Here is a 22872-nt window from a genome sequence, read left to right on the forward strand (position 1 = left end):
CGATCCCCCCCGGATCCCCCCGATCCCCGCCGATTCCCCTGCGTGATTCCCCCGGCTTTACCCTCAGGTTTCCGGGAGCGGGACCGGTTGTCGGTGGGGCGCCCTAGACTCGGAAGGCGATGAGCAGCCTCTTTGACGACAGCTTCCTGGCGGATCTCCAGGCCCCGCGTGGGCACGAGGAGGAACATGCGCCGCCCCCCGAGGACGATCATGCTCCGGAGCCGATCCCGGAGGATCTGTTCGGCGGGAAGTTCGACGTGCCGCCGGACCGGGACACCCACTACCGCGACGGCGCCCCGCGCCCCCCGCTCGACGCGGCCGCCCTGCTGGAAGGGCTGAACGAGAACCAGCGTGCCGCGGTCGCGCACGCCGGCTCCCCGCTGCTCATCGTGGCCGGCGCCGGCTCCGGCAAGACCCGGGTGCTCACCCACCGGATCGCCCATCTGCTCGCCGAGCGCGATGTGCACCCGGGGCAGATCCTCGCGATCACCTTCACCAACAAGGCCGCGGGCGAGATGAAGGAGCGCGTCGAGCAGCTCGTCGGCCCGCGGGCCAACGCCATGTGGGTGATGACCTTCCACAGCGCGTGCGTGCGCATCCTGCGCCGGGAGAGCAAGAAGCTCGGCTTCACCTCGTCGTTCTCGATCTACGACGCCGCCGACAGCAAGCGTCTGATGGCCCTGGTCTGCCGCGACCTGGACCTCGACCCCAAGCGCTTCCCGCCCAAGTCCTTCAGCGCCAAGATCAGCAATCTGAAGAACGAGCTGATCGACGAGGAGGACTTCGCGGCCCAGGCCGCCGACGGCTTCGAGAAGACCCTCGCCCAGGCGTACGCGCTCTACCAGTCGCGGCTGCGCGAGGCCAACGCGCTCGACTTCGACGACCTGATCATGACGACGGTCAACCTGCTGCGCGCCTTCCCGGACGTCGCCGAGCACTACCGCCGCCGCTTCCGGCACGTCCTGGTGGACGAGTACCAGGACACCAACCACGCCCAGTACGCGCTGGTCCGCGAGCTGGTCGGCACCGGCGCGCGCAACACGGACGACACGGACGACACGGACGTACCGCCGGGCGAGTACGACCTCCCGCCCGCCGAGCTGTGCGTCGTGGGTGACGCGGACCAGTCGATCTACGCCTTCCGCGGCGCGACCATCCGCAACATCCTCCAGTTCGAGGAGGACTACCCGAACGCGACGACGATCCTGCTGGAGCAGAACTACCGCTCCACGCAGACCATCCTGTCCGCCGCCAACGCGGTCATCGAGCGCAATGAGTCCCGCCGCCCGAAGAACCTGTGGACCAACGCCGGGCAGGGCGCGCGGATCACCGGCTATGTCGCCGACACCGAGCACGACGAGGCCCAGTTCGTCGCCGAGGAGATAGACCGCCTCACGGACGCGGGCGAGGCGCGCGCCGGTGATGTCGCCGTCTTCTACCGGACCAACGCCCAGTCCCGTGTCTTCGAAGAGATCTTCATCCGCGTCGGGCTGCCCTACAAGGTCGTCGGCGGGGTCCGCTTCTACGAGCGCAAGGAGGTCCGGGACGTCCTGGCCTACCTGCGCGTTCTCGCCAACCCCGAGGACTCGGTGCCGCTGCGCCGCATCCTCAACGTGCCCAAGCGGGGCATCGGCGAGCGCGCCGAGGCGATGATCGACGCCCTTGCCCAGCGCGAGAAGATCAGCTTCCCGCAGGCGCTCAAGCGGGTGGACGAGGCGTACGGCATGGCCGCGCGCTCCACCAACGCGGTCAAGCGCTTCAACACGCTGATGGAGGACCTGCGCACCATCGTGGAGTCCGGCGCCGGACCGGCCACGGTCCTGGAGGCCATACTCGAACGCACCGGCTATCTCGCCGAGTTGCAGAACTCCACGGATCCGCAGGACGAGACCCGCATCGAGAACCTCCAGGAACTCGCCGCCGTCGCCCTGGAGTTCGAACAGGAGCGCGGCGAGCGCGAAACGGCACCGGAGGCCCCCGCCGCCGCACCGGACGCCCCCGCCGCGACGCCGGACGCCCCCGCCGCGGGCGGCACGCTGTCCGACTTCCTGGAACAGGTCGCCCTGGTCGCCGACTCCGACCAGATCCCCGACGAGGAGGACGGCGACGGCGTCATCACCCTGATGACCCTGCACACCGCCAAGGGCCTGGAGTTCCCGGTCGTCTTCCTGACCGGCATGGAGGACGGCGTCTTCCCGCACATGCGCGCCCTCGGGCAGGTCAAGGAGCTGGAGGAGGAGCGGCGCCTGGCGTACGTGGGCATCACCCGCGCGCGGGAGCGGCTGTACCTCACGCGGGCCGCGATGCGCAGCGCCTGGGGGCAGCCGTCGTACAACCCGCCCTCCCGCTTCCTGGAGGAGATCCCGGCCACGCATGTGGACTGGAAGCGCACGGGCGCGACGGCGCCGCTGTCCTCCGGGCCCGCGTCCGGGGTGGCGGCCTCGCTGTCCTCGTCGCGTTCGCGTTCCTCGGCCTCGGGCGCGTCCGGCTTCGCCACGCGGCGCACCGCGGAGAAGCCGGTGGTCGGGCTGTCCGTCGGGGACCGGGTCACCCATGACCAGTTCGGGCTCGGCACGGTCGTCGGGGTCAAGGGCACGGGCGCGAACGCGGAGGCGACGGTCGACTTCGGCGACACCAAGCCGAAGCGGCTGCTGCTGCGGTACGCGCCGGTGGAGAAGCTGTAGACAGACGCGACAAGGGGCCCTCGCCGACCGGCGGGGGCCCCTTTCCGTTCAAGGCTTCCCTACGTGGGGTCGAGCCCGTGGCTGCGCAGCCACGGCAGCGGGTCGACCGCCGCCCCGCCGCCGGGCCGCACCTCGAAGTGCAGATGCGGGCCGGTGGAGTTGCCGGAGTTGCCGGAGTCGGCGATCGGCTGGCCGGCCTTCACGGTCGTACCGGGCGCGACGACATAGTGGGAGAGGTGGCAGTACCAGGTCTCCGTGCCGTCCTTCGCGGTCAGGATCAGCATGTTGCCGTAGGCGCTGTTCCACTTGGTGGCGACGGTGCCGTCGGTCGCGGCCATCACCGTGGTGCCGTAGGCGACGGGGAAGTCGATGCCGGTGTGCACGGACATCCAGTTCACGCCGGCCTGGCCGAAGTAGGCGCTGAGGCCCTTCTGGAGGACCGGCAGCACGAACTTGGGCCGCAGCCGTTCCTTCAGCGCGGCCTCCGCGGCCGCCTTCTTCTTCTGCTGGTCCTGCTGCTGCTTGAGGTCGATCCGCTCCTGGGTGCGGCTCGCCCGGTCGGCGAAGTCGTCGGCGCCGGCCGACAGCCCCCTGAGCTGGGTGTCCAGCTTGCTGTTGGCGGCCGACGGCTGGACCGCGTGCGCGTCCGAGGCGGAGGCGGTGGTCTCGGTGGAACCGTTGTCGTGCAGGGCGCCGACGGAGGCCGCGGCGATTCCGGCGACCCCCACCACACAGGCCGAGGGAACGGCGACGGTCAGCAGCGCGGAGCGCTTCGCGGGCGTACGGCGCCGGGAACGCGCCCCGGCACGCGCACCGGCGCGCCCACCCGTAGGGGCCGGAGCCGGTGCGGGCTCCTGCTGCTCCTCCAACAGATGCGGTACGGCGGTGAGTTCGCCGGTGCCGTCCAGGTCGGCGAACCCCTCGAAGGTCGCGGTCTCCTGCTGGTCGAACGGCACGGCGTCCGGTTCGTACGACGCGCTCTCCGGCTCGTACGACACGCTGTCCTGCTGGTACGGCATGCCGTCCTGCTCGTACGACACGGTCTCCTGCTCGTACGGCACGGTCTCCTGCTCGGCGCCCGCGGGCACGGCCGGACCGCCGGAGTTCCACTGCGTGGCGTCGTACGCGCCGGTGTCGAAGGTCTGGGTGCCCCACTCCCACTGCTGGGTGGCGTCGGGCGTGCCGGACCGGTCGGGGTGCAGCCAGGCGCCGGTGTCCCACTGGCCGCTCACCTCATTGCCGGTGGCCTGCGCGGGGACGGTCCAGGCGGTGCTGTCGTAGGCACCCGTGTCGTAACCGGCCTGGTGCTGGGGCGCGTAGGCGCCGTAGGCCGGGGTCTGGCCGGTGTCGAAATGCCATGGGCCGGTGGCATATTCACCGGTGGCATGGGTATCGCCGGGGAGGTGCCCGAAGAGCGGGTCCGGGGTGACGCCGGTGCCGGAACCACTGGTGAAACCGGTGGCGTCATAGCCGCCGTACGTGGTGAAGTCGTCGTAGGGGACTTCCGGAGTGCCGTACGACGCCGGGGGCGCCGCGGAGGCGTCGGAAGCCGGGGCCGGGGTGGTCAGGGTCCCCGACGGGTGACGGTCGTTCACCAACTTCTCTTTCGCCTCGACAACAGGGGCTGCCAGAGCAGTGCGGCGACTGTACCCGGCGGTATGCGGGCGCGACAATCTTCGGCCGGTTTCGCTGAGCCGGAAAAGGGCATTCGGCGCCGTTTCGGGGGGCGCTCGACCCGAGTTTGGCTTTCTGTTCGATGTGTGTTCGATGTCAGACGGCTGTGAGGCGGCGTTCCGCGACCCGCGCGGCGCCCTCGGACGGCCTCACGCCACCGTCAGACCGTTCGCGGGCCCCTCCTTGGCGTCGGCGAAGTCCAGCGCCTCGCGTATCCCGGCCGCCACGGCGGGGTGCACCGGCAGGGCGAGATGGCCGATGCCGGTCACCCGGATGTTGTGCGCGTCCAGGTCGGGGTGGTCCAGACAGGCCGTCTCCAGCGGGTCCATCAGCGGGTCCAGGTCGCTCCAGAAGCTGACGAACCGGGTGCGGCAGCCGGGCGCGGGGCGGCCCAGCTCCTCGATGACCCCCGAACCGGGCCGCATCTGGCGCACGATGGGATGAGCGTCGGCCAGCGGCGCGACCCGGGTGCCGGAGTGCGGGGTGCCGAGGGTGACCAGAGTGCGTACGCGCAGGTCACCGCCCATGCACTGCACGTAGTACCGGGCGATCAGACCGCCCAGGCTGTGTCCCACGATGTCCACCCGGTCGCTGCCGGTGCGCTCGCAGATCTCCTCCACATGCCGGCCGAACAGCTCGGCGGCGGTGCGGATGTCGCAGGTCAGCGGGGAGTAGTTGAGCGATTCCACGCGCTGCCCGCCGTGCTGGGCCAGGCTGCGGCGCAGCAGCACGAACACCGAGCGGTTGTCGATGAAGCCGTGCAGCAGCACGACCGGGAGGCCGGGGCGGACGGGCAGCCGGGCGGTGCCGTCGGGCACGGCCACGGCGGGGGCGAGTCGCTCCTGGAAGAGGCCGGTCGGATACAGCAGGACGTGTCCGGCCAGGATCGCGGCGTCCAGGGCGGTCGCCTTCAGCAGCGTCACCGACAGCCCGGCCAGCTTGCCGGGCCACAGGCGACGGCAGTACGCGTACGGGGAGAAGAGTGGCGCTACTCCGGTGACCTTCATGGCCGACCTCCCGTCGGCACACCGGAGGACGGCTCCATCCCCCGTGTGCCTTCATGTCCCACTCAATGAATTCCCCGTCGTCGCGCACCGTAAAACCGCCGGGCGCGGGATGCTGGAGACCACGTCCGTTCACCCCGCGACGGGTGGCGGGGTGTGCCGAAGGTGCGGTACTTGTCGGAGAGCGGGGGACGTGTGAGGGAGGCAGTGATGGGTGTGGCAACCGGTCCGATCCGGGTGGTGGTCGCCAAGCCGGGCCTCGACGGCCACGACCGGGGGGCCAAGGTCATCGCGCGCGCCCTGCGGGACGCCGGGATGGAGGTCATCTACACCGGGCTGCACCAGACGCCCGAGCAGATCGTGGACACCGCGCTCCAGGAGGACGCGGACGCGATCGGGCTGTCCATCCTGTCCGGCGCGCACAACACCCTGTTCGCCGCGGTCATCGACCTGCTCAGGGAGCGTGACGCCGAGGACATCCTCGTCTTCGGCGGCGGCATCATCCCGGAGGAGGACATCCCGCCACTGAAGGAGAGGGGCGTCGCGGAGATCTTCACTCCGGGCGCGACGACCGCGTCGATCGTGGAGTGGGTCAGGGCGAACGTACGGCAGCCGGCGGCGTCCGGGGGCTGAGGCGGCGCGGCGGGCCGGGCCGTCACATGCCCGTGGGCCCGTGCTGGCGGGCCTCCGGCCCGCCCCGGCGTGCGGGCCCGGGCCCGCCCCGGCGTGCGGGCCCGCCCCCGCGTGTCGGTCACGCCCCACATGTCGGTCCCGCTCCGTATACCGGCCCCGCCCCCATAGCCGGTGTCCCGGCCGCCGCTGTCACCCCACCCCCGAAGCCCCCGCCGGTCTCAGTTCCTCCGTCATCGCCGCCCGCAGCCGCAGCGTGGTGACGAGGCGCTGGAACGCCTCCGCCCAGTAGCCTCCGGCGCCCGGCGCGGCGTCCTCGCGTTCGTCGGGTATCGCCAGCAGGGACTGGAGCCGGGCCACCTCGGCCGGGTCCAGGCAGCGTTCCGCCAGGCCCATCACGCCGCTGAAGCTCCAGGGATAACTCCCCGCGTCCCGCGCGATGTTGAGGGCGTCCACGACAGCCCGGCCCAGCGGCGCGGACCAGGGCACCGCGCACACACCGAGCAGCTGGAACGCCTCCGACAGACCGTGGGTCGCGATGAACCCGGCGACCCACTCGGCGCGTTCCGCCGGATCCAGCGTGGCCAGCAGCTTGGCGCGCTCCGCCAGGGACACCGCTCCCGGGCCGCCCGCCTCCGGTGCCGACGGCGCGCCGAGCAGCGCCCGCGACCAGCGCGCGTCCCGCTGTCGCACCGCCGCCCGGCACCAGGCCGCGTGCAGCTCGCCCTGCCAGCCGTCCGCCACCGGCAGTGCCACGATCTCCCGTGCGTCGCGCCCGCCGAGCCGCCCCGGCCAGGTGCCGAGCGGCGTGGCCTCCACCAACTGCCCCAGCCACCAGGACCGTTCGCCCCGACCGGCGGGCGGGGTGGCCGCCACGCCGTCGCGCTCCATGCCGGAGTCGCACTCGTGCGGCGCCTCCACCACGATCACCGGCCCGTCACCCGAACGGTCCAGGGCCACACACGCCGTGGCCCGCGCGGCCATCCGCGCGGCCAGCGCCGAGCCCGGCAGCGCGGACAGCAGCTCCGCCGCCGTGGCCCGGACATTGCGGCTGCGGTCGCCCAGCGCCTTCTCCAGGAACGGCTCGTCCGCCGCGGACAGGCCCGAGCGCAGCGAGTCCAGGAACATCAGCCGGTCCTCCGCCCGCTCCGTCGGCCAGGTCCCGGCCAGCACCTTGCGGGCGAGCTCGGGGGACCGGGCCCGCAGCGCGCCCAGCAGGGCCACCCGCTCGGCGAACAGGCCCTCCGCCCACAGCCGTCGTACCGCCTCCGCGTCCCCGGGGCCCGGGAGCGCCGCGCCGGGCGGCCGCGTGCTTGCTCTGACCGATGCCGACGACGGCCACGGGCTCCTTGCTCATCGCGGATCCCCTTCGAGTACGGCGACCAGGTTCTGCTGGAGGCAGGGGCCGGAGGTGGCTCCGATCTCCCGTCGTCGTACGGTCGCCTCGGCGGCCGCGTCCAGCAGGGCGACAGGGGCGGGGCGGCCGGGCGCGAGCCGCGCGGGCGGGCGCCGGTCGGTGCCGAGGAGTGCGGTGGTGACCAGGTCCTCCCAGCCGCCCACGGTGTCCGGGCGGGGTGCGCTGCCGTTCATCGCGTTGCCTTCCCTTCGGGTGGAGTGGGGCGGGGTGGTCAGCACAGCGGGACCGCCTCCCCGCCGCCCTCGGGCCAGGCCGTGAGCGGGGTGAAGCCCCGGTGGCCGCACTCGCCGAAGACCGTGAGCGGGGCGCCGCCGGACAGCGCGAGCAGCCGCCACAGGCCGGGGCGGGAGCGGGCGGCGCGGGTGAGGGGCAGGGCCGCGTCCGTGTCGGCGTCGGCCAGTCGCCACTGTTCGCCGTCCGGGACCGGGACGACCCGCTCCAGGACCGCCGGGACCGACTCCAGCCAGGGATCCTCGCGCAGCGCGGTGCCGTACCGGGCCACGGCCTCGCCCGTGGGGACACCCGGGGGACACAGCCCGGCCGGGGCGGGCGCCGCGAACCGCTCGCCCAGCGCCGCCCGGAGCTGACCGGCGCCCGGATACGCGGACAGCTCGGCGTCCAGGGCGAGACCCACCGGCAGGGACAGCTCCGGGGCCCGGCCGCCCGCGCCGTAGGACAGCAGCAGCCGGACGCGGTGCGACGCGATGCCGTACAGCCATGCCCGACGCGTCGTCAGTTTCGCGTCCGCCGTGTCGTACTGGGCGAGGACCAGCCAGCGGTCGCGCTCGGGCGGGCCGTCCGCCGGGGCGGGCAGGCCGAGCCGGGAGCGGACCGTGGCCGCGAGGGGCTCCGGCAGCCGGTCGCGGCGCAGCCAGCCCTGGTCGAGCAGGTGCACCAGCGCGCACTCCTCCAGCAGCCGGGCCGGCCAGCCCGCGCCGGACGCCGGTATCGCCCCCAACTCCCGCACTCGCGCGGCCAGTCCGGGCGCCTGGGCGTCGACCATGCGGGCCGCGGTCTCCTCCCACAGTCCGTACCCCGCCTGTTCGGCCGCGGCGAGGCCGCCGCGCAGCAGGTCGGTCAGGCGCTGCTCCAGCTCGGTCGCGCCCGCGGTGACCCGCTCGGCCCGGCGCTCCGCGCGGCGCCGGGCCGGGCGCTCCGCGCGGCGCCGGGCCGCCTCCGGATCGGCGGCCCCACCGCCGCCGTCCGGCCGCTTGTCCTCCGCGCGCTCACGTCTGCCCGCGAGCCACTGCCCGGCCCAGTCCGGCGGCTCGGCGCGGACCGGCACCGAACCGTCGTCCCCCGCCCACAGCAGAAGCAGCCCGAGCGCGTGCTTGCACGGGAACTTACGGCTCGGACAACTGCACGTGTACGCGGGCCCGGTGAGGTCGACCACCGTCTGGTACGGCCTGCTGCCGCTGCCCTTGCACAGCCCCCACACCGACTCCTTCCCGCTGCCCGCCTCGGACCACGGACCGGCCGTGCCGAGCCTGCCGCCCGCCTTGCGTGACGCGGCGTCAGGCGCCAGTGCCAGCACCTGGTCCGCGGTCCAGCGCACCCCCTGCTCAGTCATGTCTCCGACGGTAGATCCCCCCACTGACAATCGACTCCGAGCGGGCGTTTGTGCTGGTCAGAGCGATTGTCAGTGGGGTGGTTCATCGTTGGTGGCAGATCCGAACCGGCCGAGCTGGAGGGGGCCTCAGCCATGTCAGCCAACCTTGCGTCCACGCCATCGAAGACCGCCGCGCCGCACCCGGGCGAGAGCGCGACGGCGCTGCGGCCGCACGCCGAGGACGCGTTCGCGGCCGAACTCGCCGCGCTGGCCGCGCAGGACGACCGGCCGCGCCCGGCCCGCTGGAACCTGTCGCCGTGGGCGGTGGCCACGTACCTGCTCGGCGGCACCCTGCCGGACGGCACGGTGATCTCGCCGAAGTACGTGGGCCCGCGCCGGATCGTCGAGGTCGCCGTCACCACGCTCGCCACTGACCGCGCCCTGCTGCTGCTCGGGGTGCCCGGCACCGCCAAGACCTGGGTGTCGGAGCATCTGGCCGCCGCCGTCAGCGGCGACTCGACCCTGCTGGTCCAGGGCACCGCGGGCACCCCCGAAGAAGCCATCCGCTACGGCTGGAACTACGCGCGGCTGCTCGCCCACGGGCCCAGCCGCGACGCCCTCGTGCCCAGCCCCGTCATGCGGGCCATGGCCGAGGGCAGGACCGCCCGGGTCGAGGAGCTGACCCGGATCCCGGCCGATGTGCAGGACACGCTGATCACCATCCTGTCCGAGAAGACCCTGCCCGTCCCGGAGCTGGGCGAGGAGGTCCAGGCGGTCCGCGGCTTCAACCTCATCGCCACCGCCAACGACCGCGACCGGGGGGTCAACGACCTCTCCAGCGCGCTGCGCCGCCGCTTCAACACCGTCGTACTGCCGCTGCCGGAGAGCGCCGAGGCGGAGGTGGACATCGTCAGCCGCCGCGTCGAACAGCTCGGCCGCTCCCTCGACCTGCCGGCCGCGCCCGACGGGACGGCGGAGATCCGCCGGGTCGTGACCGTCTTCCGCGAACTGCGCGACGGCCTGACCGGCGACGGCCGTACGAAGGTGAAGTCGCCCAGCGGCACCCTGTCCACGGCCGAGGCGATCTCCGTCGTCACGGGCGGCCTCGCGCTCGCCGCGCACTTCGGCGACGGCGTGCTGCGCCCGGCCGATGTCGCGGCCGGCATCCTCGGCGCCGTCGTCCGCGATCCGGCGGCCGACCGGGTCGTCTGGCAGGAGTACCTGGAGACGGTCGTGCGCGAGCGCGAGGGCTGGACGGACTTCTACCGCGCGTGCCGGGAGGTGAGCGCATGACCGGCGCCGGTCCGCTCCTGCTCGGGGTGCGGCACCACGGGCCCGGCTCCGCCCGCGCCGTGCGCGCCGCGCTGGCCGCCCCCTCTTCCCCGACACGACGCTCTTCCGATCTGCCGCCGTCCTGATCGAGGGGCCGCCCGAGGCCGACGCGCTGATCCCGCTGGCCGCCGACCCGGAGCTGCGGCCACCGGTCGCCCTGCTCGCCCATGCCGTCGACGAGCCGGGCCGCTCCGCGTTCTGGCCGTTCGCCGCCTTCAGCCCGGAGTGGGTGGCCGTGCGCTGGGCGCTGGAGCACGGCGTCCCGGCCCGCTTCATCGACCTGCCGGCCGCCCACACCCTCGCCTGGGACGCCGAACTCCCCTCGGCGGAAGGGGAGTCCGAGGACACCGAGGGCGAGCAGGTCCGTGTCGACCCGCTCGCCGCGCTCGCCGGGGCCGCCGGGTACGACGACCCCGAGCGCTGGTGGGAGGACGTCGTGGAACACCGGGGGGCGGGGGAGCGTGACCCCTTCGCCCCGTTCGAGGCGCTGGCCGAGGCCATGGGCGCGCTGCGCGAGCGGTACGGCGCGGGCGGACGCCCCCGGGACCTGGTGCGCGAGGCGCAGATGCGGCTCCGGCTGCGCGCCGCGCGCAAGGAGTTCGGGGACGCGGTCGCCGTGGTGTGCGGGGCCTGGCATGTGCCCGCGCTGCGCGAGCGGACGACCGTCACCGCCGACCGGGCGCTGCTGAAGGGGCTGCCCAAGGTCAAGGCCGACCTGACCTGGGTGCCCTGGACGCACCGCAGGCTGGCCCGGTCGAGCGGCTACGGCGCGGGCATCGACTCGCCCGGCTGGTACGGCCATCTCTTCCACGCCCCCGACCGGCCGGTGGAGCGGTGGCTGACCAAGGTGGCCGGGCTGCTGCGGGAGGAGGACCGGATCGTGTCCTCCGCGCATGTCATCGAGGCCGTACGGCTCGCCGACACCCTCGCGGCCATGCGCGGACGCCCGCTGCCCGGCCTGGGCGAGGCCACCGACGCGGTGCGCGCGGTGATGTGCGACGGCTCGGACGTGCCGCTGGCGCTGGTGCACGACCGGCTGGTGGTCGGGGACGTCCTCGGGGAGGTGCCGGAGTCGGCTCCCGCCGTGCCGTTGCAGCGCGACCTGGTGCGGCGGCAGCGCGCGCTGCGGCTCAAGCCGGAGGCGCTGGAGCGCGAGCTGGAGCTGGATCTGCGGGGGGACACGGACGCGGGCCGCAGCCGACTGCTGCACCGGCTGCGGCTGCTCGGGGTCGGCTGGGGGGAGCCGGGCCCCTCGCGGGGGAGCACGGGCACGTTCCGGGAGACCTGGCGGCTGCGCTGGGAGCCGGAGCTGTCGGTGCGGGTCGCGGAGGCGGGCGGGTGGGGGACGACCGTCGCCGCGGCGGCACGGGCCAGGGCGGAGGCGGACGCGGCGGCGGCGGGGACCCTCGCCGATGTCACGGCGCTCGCCGAGCGGTGCCTGCTCGCCGGACTGCCCGACGCCCTGCCCGCGGTCATGCGGGCGCTCGCCGACCGCGCGGCCCTGGACACGGACGTCGGCCACCTCGCCCAGGCCCTGCCCGCCCTGGTCCGCTCCCTGCGCTACGGCGACGTCCGCGGCACCGACACCCACGCCCTGTCCGCCGTCGCCGCCGCCCTCGCCGAACGCGTCTTCGTCGGCCTGCCCCCGGCCTGCACCGCCCTCGACAGCGAGGCGGCGGAGCGGCTGAGGGGGCATGTGGACGCCGTGCACCTGGCGGTGGGGCTGCTGGGGGAGGCGCTGGGGAGTGCGGCCGCCCCGGTCCCCGGCCTCGACGGAAGCGTGCCCCCCGTCCCCGAGGGCGTCGGCCCCGATCGGGGTCTTCGGGGGCTGCGGGGGCGTTGGCGGGCCGTGTTGCGGGGGCTCGCGGGGCGGGACGCCGTTGTCGGGCTGGTCCGGGGGCGGGCGGTGCGGTTGTTGATGGACGAGGGGGAGGTGGGGGCCGACGAGGCGGCGCGGTTGATGGGGGTCGCGCTGTCGCGGGGGACCCCGCCCGCCGAGGCCGCCGCCTGGATCGAGGGGTTCGTCGGCGGCGGGGGCGGCATGCTGCTGGTGCACGACGAGCGGCTGCTCGGCCTGGTCGACACCTGGCTGACCGGGGTGCCGGCGGAGGCGTTCACGGACGTACTGCCACTGCTGCGGCGCACCTTCGCCGCGTACGACCCGGGGGTGCGCAGAACCCTCGGCGAACTGGTGCGGCGGGGACCCGGGGGCCGGGGCGGTACGGCGGTCCGGGGACTCGGCGTACCGGGCTTCGGCGCCGAGCCGGATGCCGGACGCGCCGACGCCGTACTTCCCGTGCTGCGGCTGCTGCTCGGGACCGCGACCGAGGAGAAGCACCTCACGGGGGTGGGCGCATGACGACCGGGACGGCACCGACGGAGCGGCTGCGGCGCTGGCGGCTCGTGCTCGGCGGGGAGCAGGCGGACGGCACCGGATGCGCGCTGTCCGGGCGGGACGCGGGCATGGACGGGGCGCTGGCCGCGCTCTACGGCAAGGGGGACAGACCGCAGTCGGGCCGGGAGCGCACGGCCGGGCTCGGGGCCTCGGCGCCGTCCGTGGCCCGCTGGCTCGGCGACATCCGCACGTACTTCCCGTCCTCCGTCGTCCAGATCATGCAGCGCGACGCGATCGACCGGCTCGGACTCTCCGCCCTGCTCCTGGAGCCGGAGATGCTGGAGGCGGTGGAGGCCGATGTGCACCTGGTCGGCACGCTGCTCTCGCTCAACAAGGCGATGCCGGAGACCACGAAGGAGACGGCACGGGCGGTCGTGCGCAAGGTGGTGGACGACCTGGAGAAGCGGCTCGCGACCCGCACCCGGGCCACCCTGACCGGCGCCCTGGACCGCAGCGCGCGCGTCAGCCGGCCGCGCCACCACGACATCGACTGGAACCGCACCATCGCGGCCAACCTCAAGCACTACCTGCCCGAGCACCGCACGGTCGTACCGGAGCGGCTCATCGGCTACGGGCGGGCCGCGCGGTCGGTGAAGAAGGAGGTGATCCTCTGCATCGACCAGTCCGGCTCGATGGCGGCGTCCGTGGTCTACGCCTCCGTCTTCGGCGCGGTCCTCGCCTCCATGCGGTCGATCAGCACCCGGCTGGTCGTCTTCGACACGGCGGTGGTCGACCTCACCGACCAGCTGGACGACCCGGTGGACGTCCTCTTCGGCACCCAGCTCGGCGGCGGCACGGACATCAACCGGGCGCTCGCCCACTGCCAGGCGCACCTCACCCGGCCCGCCGAGACCGTCGTCGTGCTGATCAGCGACCTCTATGAGGGCGGCATCCGTGACGAGATGCTCAAGCGGGTGGCGGCCATGAAGGCGTCCGGGGTGCAGTTCGTGACCCTGCTCGCGCTGTCGGACGAGGGCGCGCCTGCCTACGACCGGGAGCACGCGGCCGCGCTCGCCGCCCTCGGCGCCCCGGCCTTCGCCTGCACCCCCGACCTGTTCCCCGAGGTGATGGCGGCGGCCCTGGAGAAGCGGCCGCTGCCGATACCGGAGACGGCGTAATGAAGGGGAGAAACCGGGAACCCGTGGGGTGTGCGGGGCGTCGGAGGGGGCATCGGGTAGCCGGCACGTCCGCTCGCCGCCCGGCCACCTCGCTCCGTGGGGCGGCTGCACCCGGTCGGCCGAATGCCGTCGGACCGACCGGGCAGAGCCTCGCGGGTGGGGCGGGTGGTCCCCATTGGGGTGGGGATCAACCGTTCCGGCCCCGGCGCCATCGGGGTCGTCCGGGGGCCTCACCGGGTCAACCCCAGCCCGGTGAGGCCTCGTACCCGACGGTAGGGTGAAGGTGGTGCGGCACGGCGTGCCAGCGAACCCGGCATCATGTGACAGGTATCACCGCTCGCGTGTGACCCTCGATTTAGGGACCCCCCGCAACCGGCGATAACCTGCGAGACGGACATGCCGCGCGCTCGGACACCGTGTGCGCCCCCCTAGTGACAAGCGGACGTCACGTTGCCCTTCGCGGCACGCCCACGCATCCAACGAACCGCGAGATCACTGATAGGGACGGAAGCGCGTGGACCTGTTCGAGTACCAGGCGAGGGACCTCTTCGCCAAGCACGATGTACCGGTGCTGGCCGGTGAAGTCATCGACACGCCTGAGGCGGCGCGCGAGATCACCGAGCGTCTGGGCGGCAAGTCCGTCGTCAAGGCGCAGGTGAAGGTCGGTGGTCGTGGCAAGGCCGGCGGCGTCAAGCTGGCCGCCTCCGCGGACGAGGCCGTCGCGCGTGCGACGGACATCCTCGGCATGGACATCAAGGGCCACACGGTCCACAAGGTGATGATCGCCGAGACCGCCCCGGAGATCGTCGAGGAGTACTACGTCTCCTTCCTCCTCGACCGTGCGAACCGCACCTTCCTCTCCATCGCCTCCGTCGAGGGCGGTATGGAGATCGAGGAGGTGGCGGCCACCCGCCCCGAGGCCGTCGCCAAGACGCCGATCGACGCGATCGACGGCGTGACCCCGGAGAAGGCCCGCGAGATCGTCGCGGCCGCCAAGTTCCCGGCCGAGGTCGCCGACCAGGTCGCCAATGTCCTGGTCAAGCTGTGGGACACCTTCATCAAGGAGGACGCCCTCCTGGTCGAGGTCAACCCGCTGGCCAAGGTCGCCTCGGGTGAGGTCATCGCCCTGGACGGCAAGGTCTCCCTGGACGACAACGCCGAGTTCCGTCACCCGGACTTCGAGGCGCTGCACGACAAGGCCGCGGCCAACCCGCTGGAGGCCGCCGCCAAGGAGAAGAACCTCAACTACGTCAAGCTCGACGGTGAGGTCGGCATCATCGGCAACGGCGCGGGTCTCGTCATGAGCACCCTGGACGTCGTCGCGTACGCCGGTGAGAACCACGGTGGCGTGAAGCCCGCCAACTTCCTGGACATCGGTGGCGGCGCCTCCGCCCAGGTGATGGCGAACGGCCTGGAGATCATCCTGGGCGACCCGGACGTCAAGTCCGTCTTCGTGAACGTCTTCGGCGGCATCACCGCCTGTGACGAGGTCGCCAACGGCATCGTGCAGGCCCTGAAGCTGCTGGAGGACCGCGGCGAGAAGGTCGAGAAGCCGCTCGTCGTCCGCCTCGACGGCAACAACGCCGAGCTGGGCCGGAAGATCCTCACGGACGCCAACCACCCGCTGGTGCAGCGCGTCGACACCATGGACGGCGCGGCCGCCAAGGCCGCCGAGCTGGCCGCCGCCAAGTAAGCACGAGGACGAGGACACCGACACACCATGGCTATCTGGCTCAACAAGGACAGCAAGGTCATCGTCCAGGGCATGACCGGCGCCACCGGCATGAAGCACACCAAGCTCATGCTCGGTGACGGCACGAACGTCGTGGGCGGCGTGAACCCGCGCAAGGCGGGTCAGACCGTGGACTTCGACGGCACCGAGGTACCCGTCTTCGGCACCGTCAAGGAGGCCATCGAGAAGACCGGCGCCAACGTCTCCGTCATCTTCGTACCGGAGAAGTTCACGAAGGACGCCGTCGTCGAGGCCATCGACGCCGAGATCGAGCTGGCCGTCGTGATCACCGAGGGCATCGCCGTGCACGACTCGGCGTCGTTCTGGGCGTACGCCGGCAAGAAGGGCAACAAGACCCGGATCATCGGCCCGAACTGCCCCGGCATCATCACCCCGGGTCAGTCGAACGTCGGCATCATCCCGGGCGACATCACCAAGCCGGGCCGCATCGGTCTGGTCTCGAAGTCCGGCACGCTGACGTACCAGATGATGTACGAGCTGCGTGACATCGGCTTCTCGACCGCCGTCGGCATCGGTGGCGACCCGATCATCGGCACCACGCACATCGACGCGCTCGCGGCGTTCCAGGACGACCCCGAGACCGAGCTCATCGTGATGATCGGTGAGATCGGTGGCGACGCCGAGGAGCGTGCCGCCGCGTTCATCAAGGAGAACGTGACGAAGCCGGTCGTCGGCTACGTCGCGGGCTTCACCGCGCCGGAGGGCAAGACCATGGGTCACGCCGGCGCGATCGTCTCCGGTTCCTCCGGCACCGCGCAGGCGAAGAAGGAGGCCCTGGAGGCCGCGGGCGTCAAGGTCGGCAAGACCCCGACCGAGACGGCCAAGCTCGCCCGCGAGATCCTGGGCGCGTGACCTTTTCGGCAGAGCTGAGCCTCTGACCTGACGCCGGTAGGCCCGTCCCGTTTCCGGGGCGGGCCTACCGGCGTCTTCGCTCGTCCCGCGGGTGGGTCCCGCGGGTCACCGCGGTGTCGGTGCGATGCGTTCGGGGCCCGCCGACGCCTCCTTGCGGAGCTTGGTGCGCAGGGCCAGTTCGGCACGGGACAGGGGGCCCATCGGGACCGCGCGGGGCACGCCCCGCACGGCCTGGGCGGGGGCGATCGGGGCTTCGTAGTGGGTCGGCGCCGTCCGCAGCGTGAGCGTCGTCGCGCCGATGATCGTCACCGTGAAGGCGATCGCCGCCCGGGTCCAGAAGACGTTGCGGCGTTCGCCGAGCGTGCGGACCGTCGGGGGGCGGGACGCGCGCAGCCGTTCGCGGGAGGACAGTTCCGTCAGCCGGCGGTGCAGCAGCGCCGTGTCCGCCAGCTCGGGGACCCGCGCGGCCATCGCCTCCCGCGCGTGCGTCAGCCGGTTCGCCGCCGCCGGTGTGCTCGCCTCCGTCTCCGCCGCCGTCTCCGGGAGGTCGAGGCCGACCCCGTCGTACAGCACGAGCGTGCGCCGGTACGACGGCGGCAGCTTGAGCAGCGCGCCCAGCAGGTCCCGGTCCGCCGGGTCGGCCGGGGGCGGCTCCGGGTGCCGGTAGCAGGGGCGGAACCGGTGCCAGGGCGAGAGCGCGCAGTCGTACGCCACCGCCCTGACCCACCCGGCCGGCTCCCGGTCCCTGGCCACCTCGGGCCAGCGCTGCCAGGCCAGCTGGAAGGCGCGCTCCACCGCCTCCCGGGCCAGTTCGCGGCGCCCGCACAGCAGATAGGTCTGGCGTACGAGGGCCGGGGCGCAGAAGGCGTAGAGCGCGTCGAAGGCCTGAGCGGGCGTCAGCGGCTCGGGTTTGCCGGGGCTCGGATCGGCGGACGGTTCGTCAGGGCCCCTCGGCGGGGCGAACGCGCCGAGGAACTCGGTGTACGCCCGCCCCTCGGCACCGGCCGGCGTCCGGCGCCCCGACTCCCACGCGCGCACCGTGGTGCGGGCCACGCCGAGGCGTCTGGCCAGCTGAGCCCGGGTCAGGGAGCGGGACTGGCGCAGGCGTCGGCGTTCCTTCGGCGGTGGCAACGGGCTTGCGGAGATCTGCGTGCTCACCGTGCACCCTTTCGTACGATAAGTGACATAAACATATATTGAGCGACACTACGGTGCTTCACCTGTTACGCCGGGAAAGCGCGTGTCGTTGGCACCATGGCCGGGTGACCCAGATGACCGCGCGCCGACCGTCGCTCACCCCTCTGTCCACCCGGCTGCGCGACCGCTCGCCCGGCCTGTCCGCGAGCCTGCTGAACGGCGTGGTCGCGGCCGGACTCGGCCTCGGCGCGCTCACCGTGCTGGTCCTCGGCCTGTGGATCAGCTCGCCGTACCCCGACAGCGGGCCGGGCGGCGCGCTGCACATCGCCGCCGCGCTGTGGCTGCTGGCGCACGGCGTCGAACTGGTCCGCACCGACACCCTCTCGGGCGCGCCCCTCCCGGTGGGCGTCACCCCGTTGCTGCTGCTCACGCTGCCCGCGTGGCTGCTGTACCGGGCGGGCCGGTACGCCACGGACGCCTCCGCCGAGCCCGACGGACCGCCCCCGGTACCCGCACGCACGGCCTGGCTCGGTGTGGTCCTCGGCTATCTCGCGGTCGGCACTGCCACCGCGTTGTACTGCTCCGGCGGTGAACTGAGGCCCTCCTGGGGCTGGTTGGCGGTGTCCCTGCCCCTGGTCGCGGCGGCCGGGGCGGGCGCCGGGGTCTGGTCGGCGCACGGCTGCCCGCCCGAGCCGCTGCTGGTCGCGCTGAAGGCGGTGCCGGGTCCGGTACGGCGGGTGGTGTTCGGCGCGGACGCGCGGGCCCGGGTGGACACGGCCGTACGGGCCGCCGGGGCGTCGACCGCCGTGCTGGTCGGCGGCGGGGCGCTGCTCGTCGCCGCCTCGACCGTGTGGCACGGGGACGTGGCGCGGGCGTCGTTCCTCCAGCTGACGGAGGGGTGGACGGGACGGTTCGCGGTGCTGCTGCTCGGCATGGCGCTGGTCCCCAACGCCTCCGTGTGGGCCGCGTCCTACGCCCTCGGCCCCGGCTTCGTCCTCGGCGCCGGGCACCCGGTGCATCCGCTGGCCTCCGACCCGGCCCCGCTGCTGCCGCCGTTCCCGCTGCTCGCGGCGGTCCCGGACGCGGGCCCCGGCACCCGGCTGAACTGGGCGGCCGCGCTGCTGCCGGTGGCGGCCGGGATCGTGGCCGGATGGTTCGTGGCCCGCGCGGCGGTACGACGCCGGGGGCACGGGGAGCCGCCCCGGGTGCGCTGGTCGGCGGCCCGTACCACCGGCGTGACCCTGCTGACGGCCCTGGTCTGCACCCTGCTGCTGGCCCTGCTCGCCACCTTCTCCGGCGGTCCGCTGGGCGTCGGCGCGCTCTCCCGCTTCGGCCCCCTGTGGTGGCGGACCGGTCCGGCGGCGGGCGCCTGGACCGCGCTGCTCGGCATGCCGACGGCCCTCGTCGCACGGGCGTGGCGGATGCGGGGCGCGGGGGCCCTGAGGGCGGCGACGGATTCGGAGAAACCGGCGGGCGGGCAGCAGCCCAAGGATTCAGGGAAGCCGAAGGACTCAGGGAGGCCCAAGGACTCAGGGAAGCCGAAGGGCTCCGGGAAGCCGAAAGACACCGGGAAGCCGAAGGACTCGGCGAAAGCCGACGGCAAGGCCAAGCGCGCCGAGGACAAGGCCAGGCGCGAGGACAGCCGCCCCGACGAGGACGCCTACGACATCCTCCCGGCCGAGCCCCCGGCGGAACTCCGCGTCGGGCTCCCCGCCGAGGCTCCCACCACGGAAACCACGAAAGCCGAACCGGAAACCACGGAAGCCGAACCCGCGGCAGCCGCCGAACCCACGGAGACCGCCCCGCCCAAGGAAACCCCCGGAACCCCCGGAACCCCCTGACCTCGCCTTTTGTTCCGTTCGCTACTCGTTCCCCGCCCCGAGGACGCCCCTCAGCTGCTCCGGCAGCAGCGTCTGGCACGACTGCTTGGCCTCGTGCGTGAGCGCGTCGTCCACACATGTGAAGTAGTCGCGGTAGACGAACTGGACGGTGAAGGTGGAGGCGACGAGCACCAGGGCCAGGGACGCCGTGACCAGCCCGCCGACGGCCGCCGTCGTCTGGGGGCGGCCGGGGGCCGGGGCCGGCTTGTCCGGGTCGGCGGCGCGGGGCTGGGCGCGCAGGGTGCTGATGCCCCAGTACAGCGCGAGGGCGCCCAGCAGCAGCGACACGTACGGCCAGCTGAACAGCGCGAAGAAGATGGCCCACATCCCGGACAGCAGCGCGTAGCGCGCCCGGCGCTGGACCGGGTCGGTGGGGTCCCAGCGCATACCCGAGCCCGGGCCGCCCCGGCCGCCGCCGCCCTGTCCGCCAGGCCCCTGGGGACCCGCGCCGGGACGCTCGCCGAAGCCGCCCGAGGACCGGCCGGGCTGCCGGTCGCTCCACTGGCTGCCCCACGCGCCGCCGCCCTGACCGCCCTGACCGCCGTGATCACCCTGACCCCCACCGGAACCGGGAGAACCGGAAGGACCGGAAGAACCGGAGGAGCCGCCCGGGTGCCGCGGCTGCCACGGCCGGTCCGGTGTGCCTTCCGGCGGCGGCGCGAACGGATTGTCCTGCTGCCGTCCGCCCTCGTCCCCGCGGCCGTCCCGCCCGGGGTCGCCGTTCTGCCCCGCGCCGGAGCCGCCGGACCCGCTGGATCCACCGGAACCGCCCCGCGGGGCGTCGGGCGGCGTCGAAGGCCGCTCGCGCAGCAGCACTCCGTCGCGCTCCCCTCCCTGGGCCGGTGCTGGCGGGAACGTGAGGAGTCGCAGGCTGCGGACGGGCATCAAAAGAGCGTCTTCCCCTAGATCAACACGGCTGGTCGTCGTGAGCTTCCACCCCGTCAACGTGCCGCACGACGACCGCGTTCCCGGGGCTGCTCCTGTCGATTCCCTGCGAACGCTACCTCCCGGCCACGCACCCGTCCCGTGGGGGCCGTCCGCGGTGCCGGTATCGTTGCTGGCGGTCGGCCGCTTCGTAGACTTCCCCGTATCCCGGGGCGCGAAGCATTCGTACGAATGTACAAACAGCCGACGGTACAGACCGTTTCTTGAGAAAGGGCTCCACCGTGGCCGCCAACCCCGTGGCCAAGCGCCTCGTCGTGCTGGTCTCCGGATCCGGCACCAACCTCCAGGCGCTCCTTGACGAGATCGAGAGCGCCGGAGCCGAGGCGTACGGCGCGCGGATCGTCGCCGTCGGGGCCGACCGCGACGGCATCGAGGGGCTCGCCCGCGCCGAGCGCGCCGGGCTGCCGACCTTCGTGTGCCGGGTGAAGGACCACGCGAGCCGCGAGGAGTGGGACGCCGCCCTCGCCGCGGCGGTCGCGGCGTACGAGCCCGACCTCGTGATCTCCGCGGGGTTCATGAAGATCGTGGGCAAGGAGTTCCTCGCGCGCTTCGGCGGGCGGTTCGTCAACACCCACCCGGCCCTGCTGCCCAGTTTTCCCGGCGCCCACGGGGTCCGCGACGCGCTCGCGTACGGCGCCCGGGTCACCGGCTGCACCGTCCACTTCGTCGACGACGGCGTCGACACCGGGCCGATCATCGCGCAGGGCGTGGTGGAGATCCGGGACGAGGACGACGAGAGCGCGCTGCACGAGCGCATCAAGGAAGTCGAGCGAAGGCTGCTCGTCGAGGTCGTGGGGCGGCTCGCCCGCAACGGCCATCGCATTGAGGGACGAAAGGTAGTTATCCAGTGACCGCCGAGAGCAACAAGCGGCCCCTTCGCAGGGCGCTCGTCAGCGTCTACGACAAGACCGGCCTGGAAGAGCTGGCGCGCGGGCTGCACGAGGCCGGTGTCGAGCTGGTGTCGACCGGTTCCACTGCCTCCCGCATCGCCGCCGCCGGGGTCCCGGTCACCAAGGTCGAGGAGCTGACCGGCTTCCCCGAGTGCCTGGACGGCCGGGTCAAGACCCTGCACCCGAAGGTGCACGCGGGCATCCTCGCCGACCTGCGCCTGGAGAGCCACCGCGCGCAGCTCGACGAGCTGGGCGTGGCGCCGTTCGACCTGGTCGTGGTGAACCTCTACCCGTTCCGCGAGACCGTCGCCTCCGGCGCCTCGGCCGACGAGTGCGTGGAGCAGATCGACATCGGCGGCCCCTCGATGGTCCGCGCCGCCGCCAAGAACCACCCCTCGGTCGCCGTGGTCACCAGCCCCGACCGGTACGCGGACGTCCTCGCGGCCGTCAAGGACGGCGGCTTCGACCTGGCCGCCCGCAAGCGGCTGGCCGCCGAGGCGTTCAAGCACACCGCCGCCTACGACGTGGCCGTCGCCTCCTGGTTCGCCGCCGACTACGCGCCCGTGGACGACTCGGCCTTCCCGGACTTCACCGCCGCCACCTACGAGCGCAAGAACACCCTGCGCTACGGCGAGAACCCGCACCAGGGCGCCGCGCTGTACGTCGACGGCACCGGCGGCCTGGCCGAGGCGGAGCAGCTGCACGGCAAGGAGATGTCGTACAACAACTACACGGACACGGACGCCGCGCGCCGTGCCGCGTACGACCACGCCGAGCCCTGCGTCGCGATCATCAAGCACGCCAACCCCTGCGGCATCGCGGTCGGCGCGGACGTCGCCGAGGCGCACCGCAAGGCGCACGCCTGCGACCCGCTGTCCGCGTTCGGCGGCGTCATCGCCGTGAACCGGCCGGTCAGCAAGGAGATGGCCGAGCAGGTCGCGGAGATCTTCACCGAGGTCATCGTCGCCCCGGACTACGAGGAGGGGGCCCTGGAGGCCCTCACCAAGAAGAAGAACATCCGCGTGCTGAGGGCCCAGGGCGGGCCCGCGGGCGCGGTCGAGGCCAAGCCGGTCGACGGCGGTCTGCTGCTCCAGGTCGCCGACCGGCTCCAGGCCGAGGGCGACGACCCCGCCGACTGGACGCTGGCCAGCGGCGAGGCGCTGTCCGCCGAGGAGCTGAAGGACCTCGCGTTCGCCTGGAAGGCGTGCCGCGCGGTGAAGTCCAACGCGATCCTGCTCGCCAAGGACGGCGCCTCGGTCGGTGTCGGCATGGGCCAGGTCAACCGCGTCGACTCCTGCAAGCTCGCGGTCGAGCGGGCCGGCGAGGAGCGCGCCCGGGGCTCCTACGCGGCCTCCGACGCCTTCTTCCCCTTCCCCGACGGCCCGCAGATCCTGATCGACGCCGGTGTCCGCGCGATCGTCCAGCCCGGCGGCTCCGTCCGTGACGAGCTGGCCGTCGAGGCGGCCCAGAAGGCGGGCGTGACCATGTACTTCACGGGCACGCGCCACTTCTTCCACTGAGCCCGCGTCTGAGCCGCGTCTGAGCCGCGTCTGAGTCGCGTCGCGCTGAGCGGGCACGCGTACGGCGGCCTCCGGCCCTCCCCCGAGGGGAC

16 protein-coding genes and 1 pseudogene are annotated in these 22872 nt (G+C 73.3%); 11 read left to right on the forward strand and 6 right to left on the reverse strand.

What is annotated here, in order from left to right; translation table 11 throughout:
* Positions 1–119 precede the first annotated feature (119 nt).
* Entirely contained in the window at positions 120–2684 is a 2565-nt protein-coding gene (gene pcrA / locus ACLF5H_RS03660) for a DNA helicase PcrA (protein ID WP_421674628.1), read from the forward strand.
* 59 nt (positions 2685–2743) lie between these two features.
* Here the strand turns inward: pcrA and ACLF5H_RS03665 are convergent, their stop codons facing one another.
* On the reverse strand, positions 2744–4279 hold the full coding sequence (locus ACLF5H_RS03665; RefSeq protein ID WP_421674629.1) for a M23 family metallopeptidase: 1536 nt from the start codon (positions 4277–4279) through the stop codon (positions 2744–2746).
* Between the two features lie 228 nt (positions 4280–4507).
* Positions 4508–5365 (reverse strand): esterase/lipase family protein, encoded by an 858-nt coding sequence (locus tag ACLF5H_RS03670; protein WP_421674630.1) that lies wholly within the window; start codon positions 5363–5365, stop codon positions 4508–4510.
* Positions 5366–5572: 207 nt separating this feature from the next.
* On the opposite strand from ACLF5H_RS03670, the gene ACLF5H_RS03675 reads away from it, so the two are divergent.
* Entirely contained in the window at positions 5573–5995 is a 423-nt protein-coding gene (locus tag ACLF5H_RS03675) for a cobalamin B12-binding domain-containing protein (protein ID WP_421674631.1), read from the forward strand.
* Between the two features lie 189 nt (positions 5996–6184).
* Here the strand turns inward: ACLF5H_RS03675 and ACLF5H_RS03680 are convergent.
* Both ACLF5H_RS03680 and ACLF5H_RS03685 read right to left on the reverse strand, forming a co-directional pair.
* Positions 6185–7582 (reverse strand): annotated as a pseudogene (locus ACLF5H_RS03680) (DUF5691 domain-containing protein).
* 38 nt (positions 7583–7620) lie between these two features.
* On the reverse strand, positions 7621–8979 hold the full coding sequence (locus ACLF5H_RS03685) for an SWIM zinc finger family protein (RefSeq protein ID WP_421674632.1): 1359 nt from the start codon (positions 8977–8979) through the stop codon (positions 7621–7623).
* A 132-nt stretch (positions 8980–9111) separates the two neighbouring features.
* Here ACLF5H_RS03685 and ACLF5H_RS03690 point away from each other — a divergent pair, with 132 nt between their 5' ends.
* The 6 genes from ACLF5H_RS03690 to sucD all read left to right on the forward strand — a co-directional run bounded on the left by ACLF5H_RS03690 (position 9112) and on the right by sucD (position 16408).
* Positions 9112–10251 carry an ATP-binding protein gene (locus tag ACLF5H_RS03690; protein WP_421674633.1) on the forward strand — a complete coding sequence of 380 codons (1140 nt, stop codon included), beginning with the start codon at positions 9112–9114 and terminating at the stop codon, positions 10249–10251.
* Complete coding sequence (locus tag ACLF5H_RS03695) at positions 10248–10376, forward strand: hypothetical protein (protein WP_421674634.1); 129 nt, start codon at positions 10248–10250, stop codon at positions 10374–10376. Before ACLF5H_RS03690 ends, ACLF5H_RS03695 begins: the two co-directional genes overlap by 4 nt.
* Positions 10377–10411: 35 nt before the next feature.
* Positions 10412–12649 (forward strand): DUF5682 family protein, encoded by a 2238-nt coding sequence (locus ACLF5H_RS03700; RefSeq protein WP_421674760.1) that lies wholly within the window; start codon positions 10412–10414, stop codon positions 12647–12649.
* Positions 12646–13803, forward strand: coding sequence for a VWA domain-containing protein (locus ACLF5H_RS03705; RefSeq protein WP_421674635.1), 1158 nt, complete (start codon positions 12646–12648; stop codon positions 13801–13803). The genes ACLF5H_RS03700 and ACLF5H_RS03705 overlap by 4 nt, the downstream gene beginning before the upstream one ends.
* A 514-nt stretch (positions 13804–14317) precedes the next feature.
* Positions 14318–15496 carry an ADP-forming succinate--CoA ligase subunit beta gene (sucC, locus tag ACLF5H_RS03710; protein ID WP_086811745.1) on the forward strand — a complete coding sequence of 393 codons (1179 nt, stop codon included), beginning with the start codon at positions 14318–14320 and terminating at the stop codon, positions 15494–15496.
* Between the two features lie 27 nt (positions 15497–15523).
* A complete protein-coding gene (sucD, locus tag ACLF5H_RS03715; protein ID WP_421674636.1) occupies positions 15524–16408 on the forward strand; it encodes a succinate--CoA ligase subunit alpha in 885 nt (294 codons plus the stop codon).
* A gap of 105 nt (positions 16409–16513) precedes the next feature.
* On the opposite strand, the gene ACLF5H_RS03720 is transcribed toward sucD, so the two are convergent.
* On the reverse strand, positions 16514–17566 hold the full coding sequence (locus tag ACLF5H_RS03720) for a sigma factor-like helix-turn-helix DNA-binding protein (RefSeq protein WP_421674637.1): 1053 nt from the start codon (positions 17564–17566) through the stop codon (positions 16514–16516).
* Between the two features lie 113 nt (positions 17567–17679).
* Between ACLF5H_RS03720 and ACLF5H_RS03725 the strand changes: the two genes are divergently transcribed.
* Positions 17680–19386, forward strand: a complete 1707-nt coding sequence (locus ACLF5H_RS03725) for a DUF6350 family protein (protein ID WP_421674761.1) — start codon at positions 17680–17682, stop codon at positions 19384–19386.
* A gap of 21 nt (positions 19387–19407) precedes the next feature.
* Here the strand turns inward: ACLF5H_RS03725 and ACLF5H_RS03730 are convergent, their stop codons facing one another.
* Positions 19408–20310 (reverse strand): hypothetical protein, encoded by a 903-nt coding sequence (locus ACLF5H_RS03730; RefSeq protein ID WP_421674638.1) that lies wholly within the window; start codon positions 20308–20310, stop codon positions 19408–19410.
* A 281-nt stretch (positions 20311–20591) separates the two neighbouring features.
* On the opposite strand from ACLF5H_RS03730, the gene purN reads away from it, so the two are divergent.
* Both purN and purH read left to right on the forward strand, forming a co-directional pair.
* Positions 20592–21221 carry a phosphoribosylglycinamide formyltransferase gene (purN, locus tag ACLF5H_RS03735; RefSeq protein ID WP_421674639.1) on the forward strand — a complete coding sequence of 210 codons (630 nt, stop codon included), beginning with the start codon at positions 20592–20594 and terminating at the stop codon, positions 21219–21221.
* Entirely contained in the window at positions 21218–22780 is a 1563-nt protein-coding gene (purH, locus tag ACLF5H_RS03740) for a bifunctional phosphoribosylaminoimidazolecarboxamide formyltransferase/IMP cyclohydrolase (protein ID WP_421674640.1), read from the forward strand. Before purN ends, purH begins: the two co-directional genes overlap by 4 nt.
* Positions 22781–22872: the final 92 nt, after the last annotated feature.

The sequence above is a fragment of the Streptomyces sp. LaBMicrA B280 genome, from assembly GCF_049222185.1.
Classification (GTDB): Bacteria; Actinomycetota; Actinomycetes; order Streptomycetales; family Streptomycetaceae; genus Streptomyces; species Streptomyces murinus.

Bases quoted from the DNA above. Each gene is read 5' to 3' on its own strand.
- pcrA (WP_421674628.1), top strand. From the start codon at position 120: ATGAGCAGCCTCTTTGACGACAGCTTCCTGGCGGATCTCCAGGCCCCG.
- ACLF5H_RS03670 (WP_421674630.1), bottom strand. From the start codon at position 5,365: ATGAAGGTCACCGGAGTAGCGCCACTCTTCTCCCCGTACGCGTACTGC.
- ACLF5H_RS03675 (WP_421674631.1), top strand. From the start codon at position 5,573: ATGGGTGTGGCAACCGGTCCGATCCGGGTGGTGGTCGCCAAGCCGGGC.
- ACLF5H_RS03685 (WP_421674632.1), bottom strand. From the start codon at position 8,979: ATGACTGAGCAGGGGGTGCGCTGGACCGCGGACCAGGTGCTGGCACTG.
- ACLF5H_RS03690 (WP_421674633.1), top strand. From the start codon at position 9,112: ATGTCAGCCAACCTTGCGTCCACGCCATCGAAGACCGCCGCGCCGCAC.
- ACLF5H_RS03695 (WP_421674634.1), top strand. From the start codon at position 10,248: ATGACCGGCGCCGGTCCGCTCCTGCTCGGGGTGCGGCACCACGGGCCC.
- ACLF5H_RS03705 (WP_421674635.1), top strand. From the start codon at position 12,646: ATGACGACCGGGACGGCACCGACGGAGCGGCTGCGGCGCTGGCGGCTC.
- sucD (WP_421674636.1), top strand. From the start codon at position 15,524: ATGGCTATCTGGCTCAACAAGGACAGCAAGGTCATCGTCCAGGGCATG.
- ACLF5H_RS03725 (WP_421674761.1), top strand. From the start codon at position 17,680: ATGACCGCGCGCCGACCGTCGCTCACCCCTCTGTCCACCCGGCTGCGC.
- ACLF5H_RS03730 (WP_421674638.1), bottom strand. From the start codon at position 20,310: ATGCCCGTCCGCAGCCTGCGACTCCTCACGTTCCCGCCAGCACCGGCC.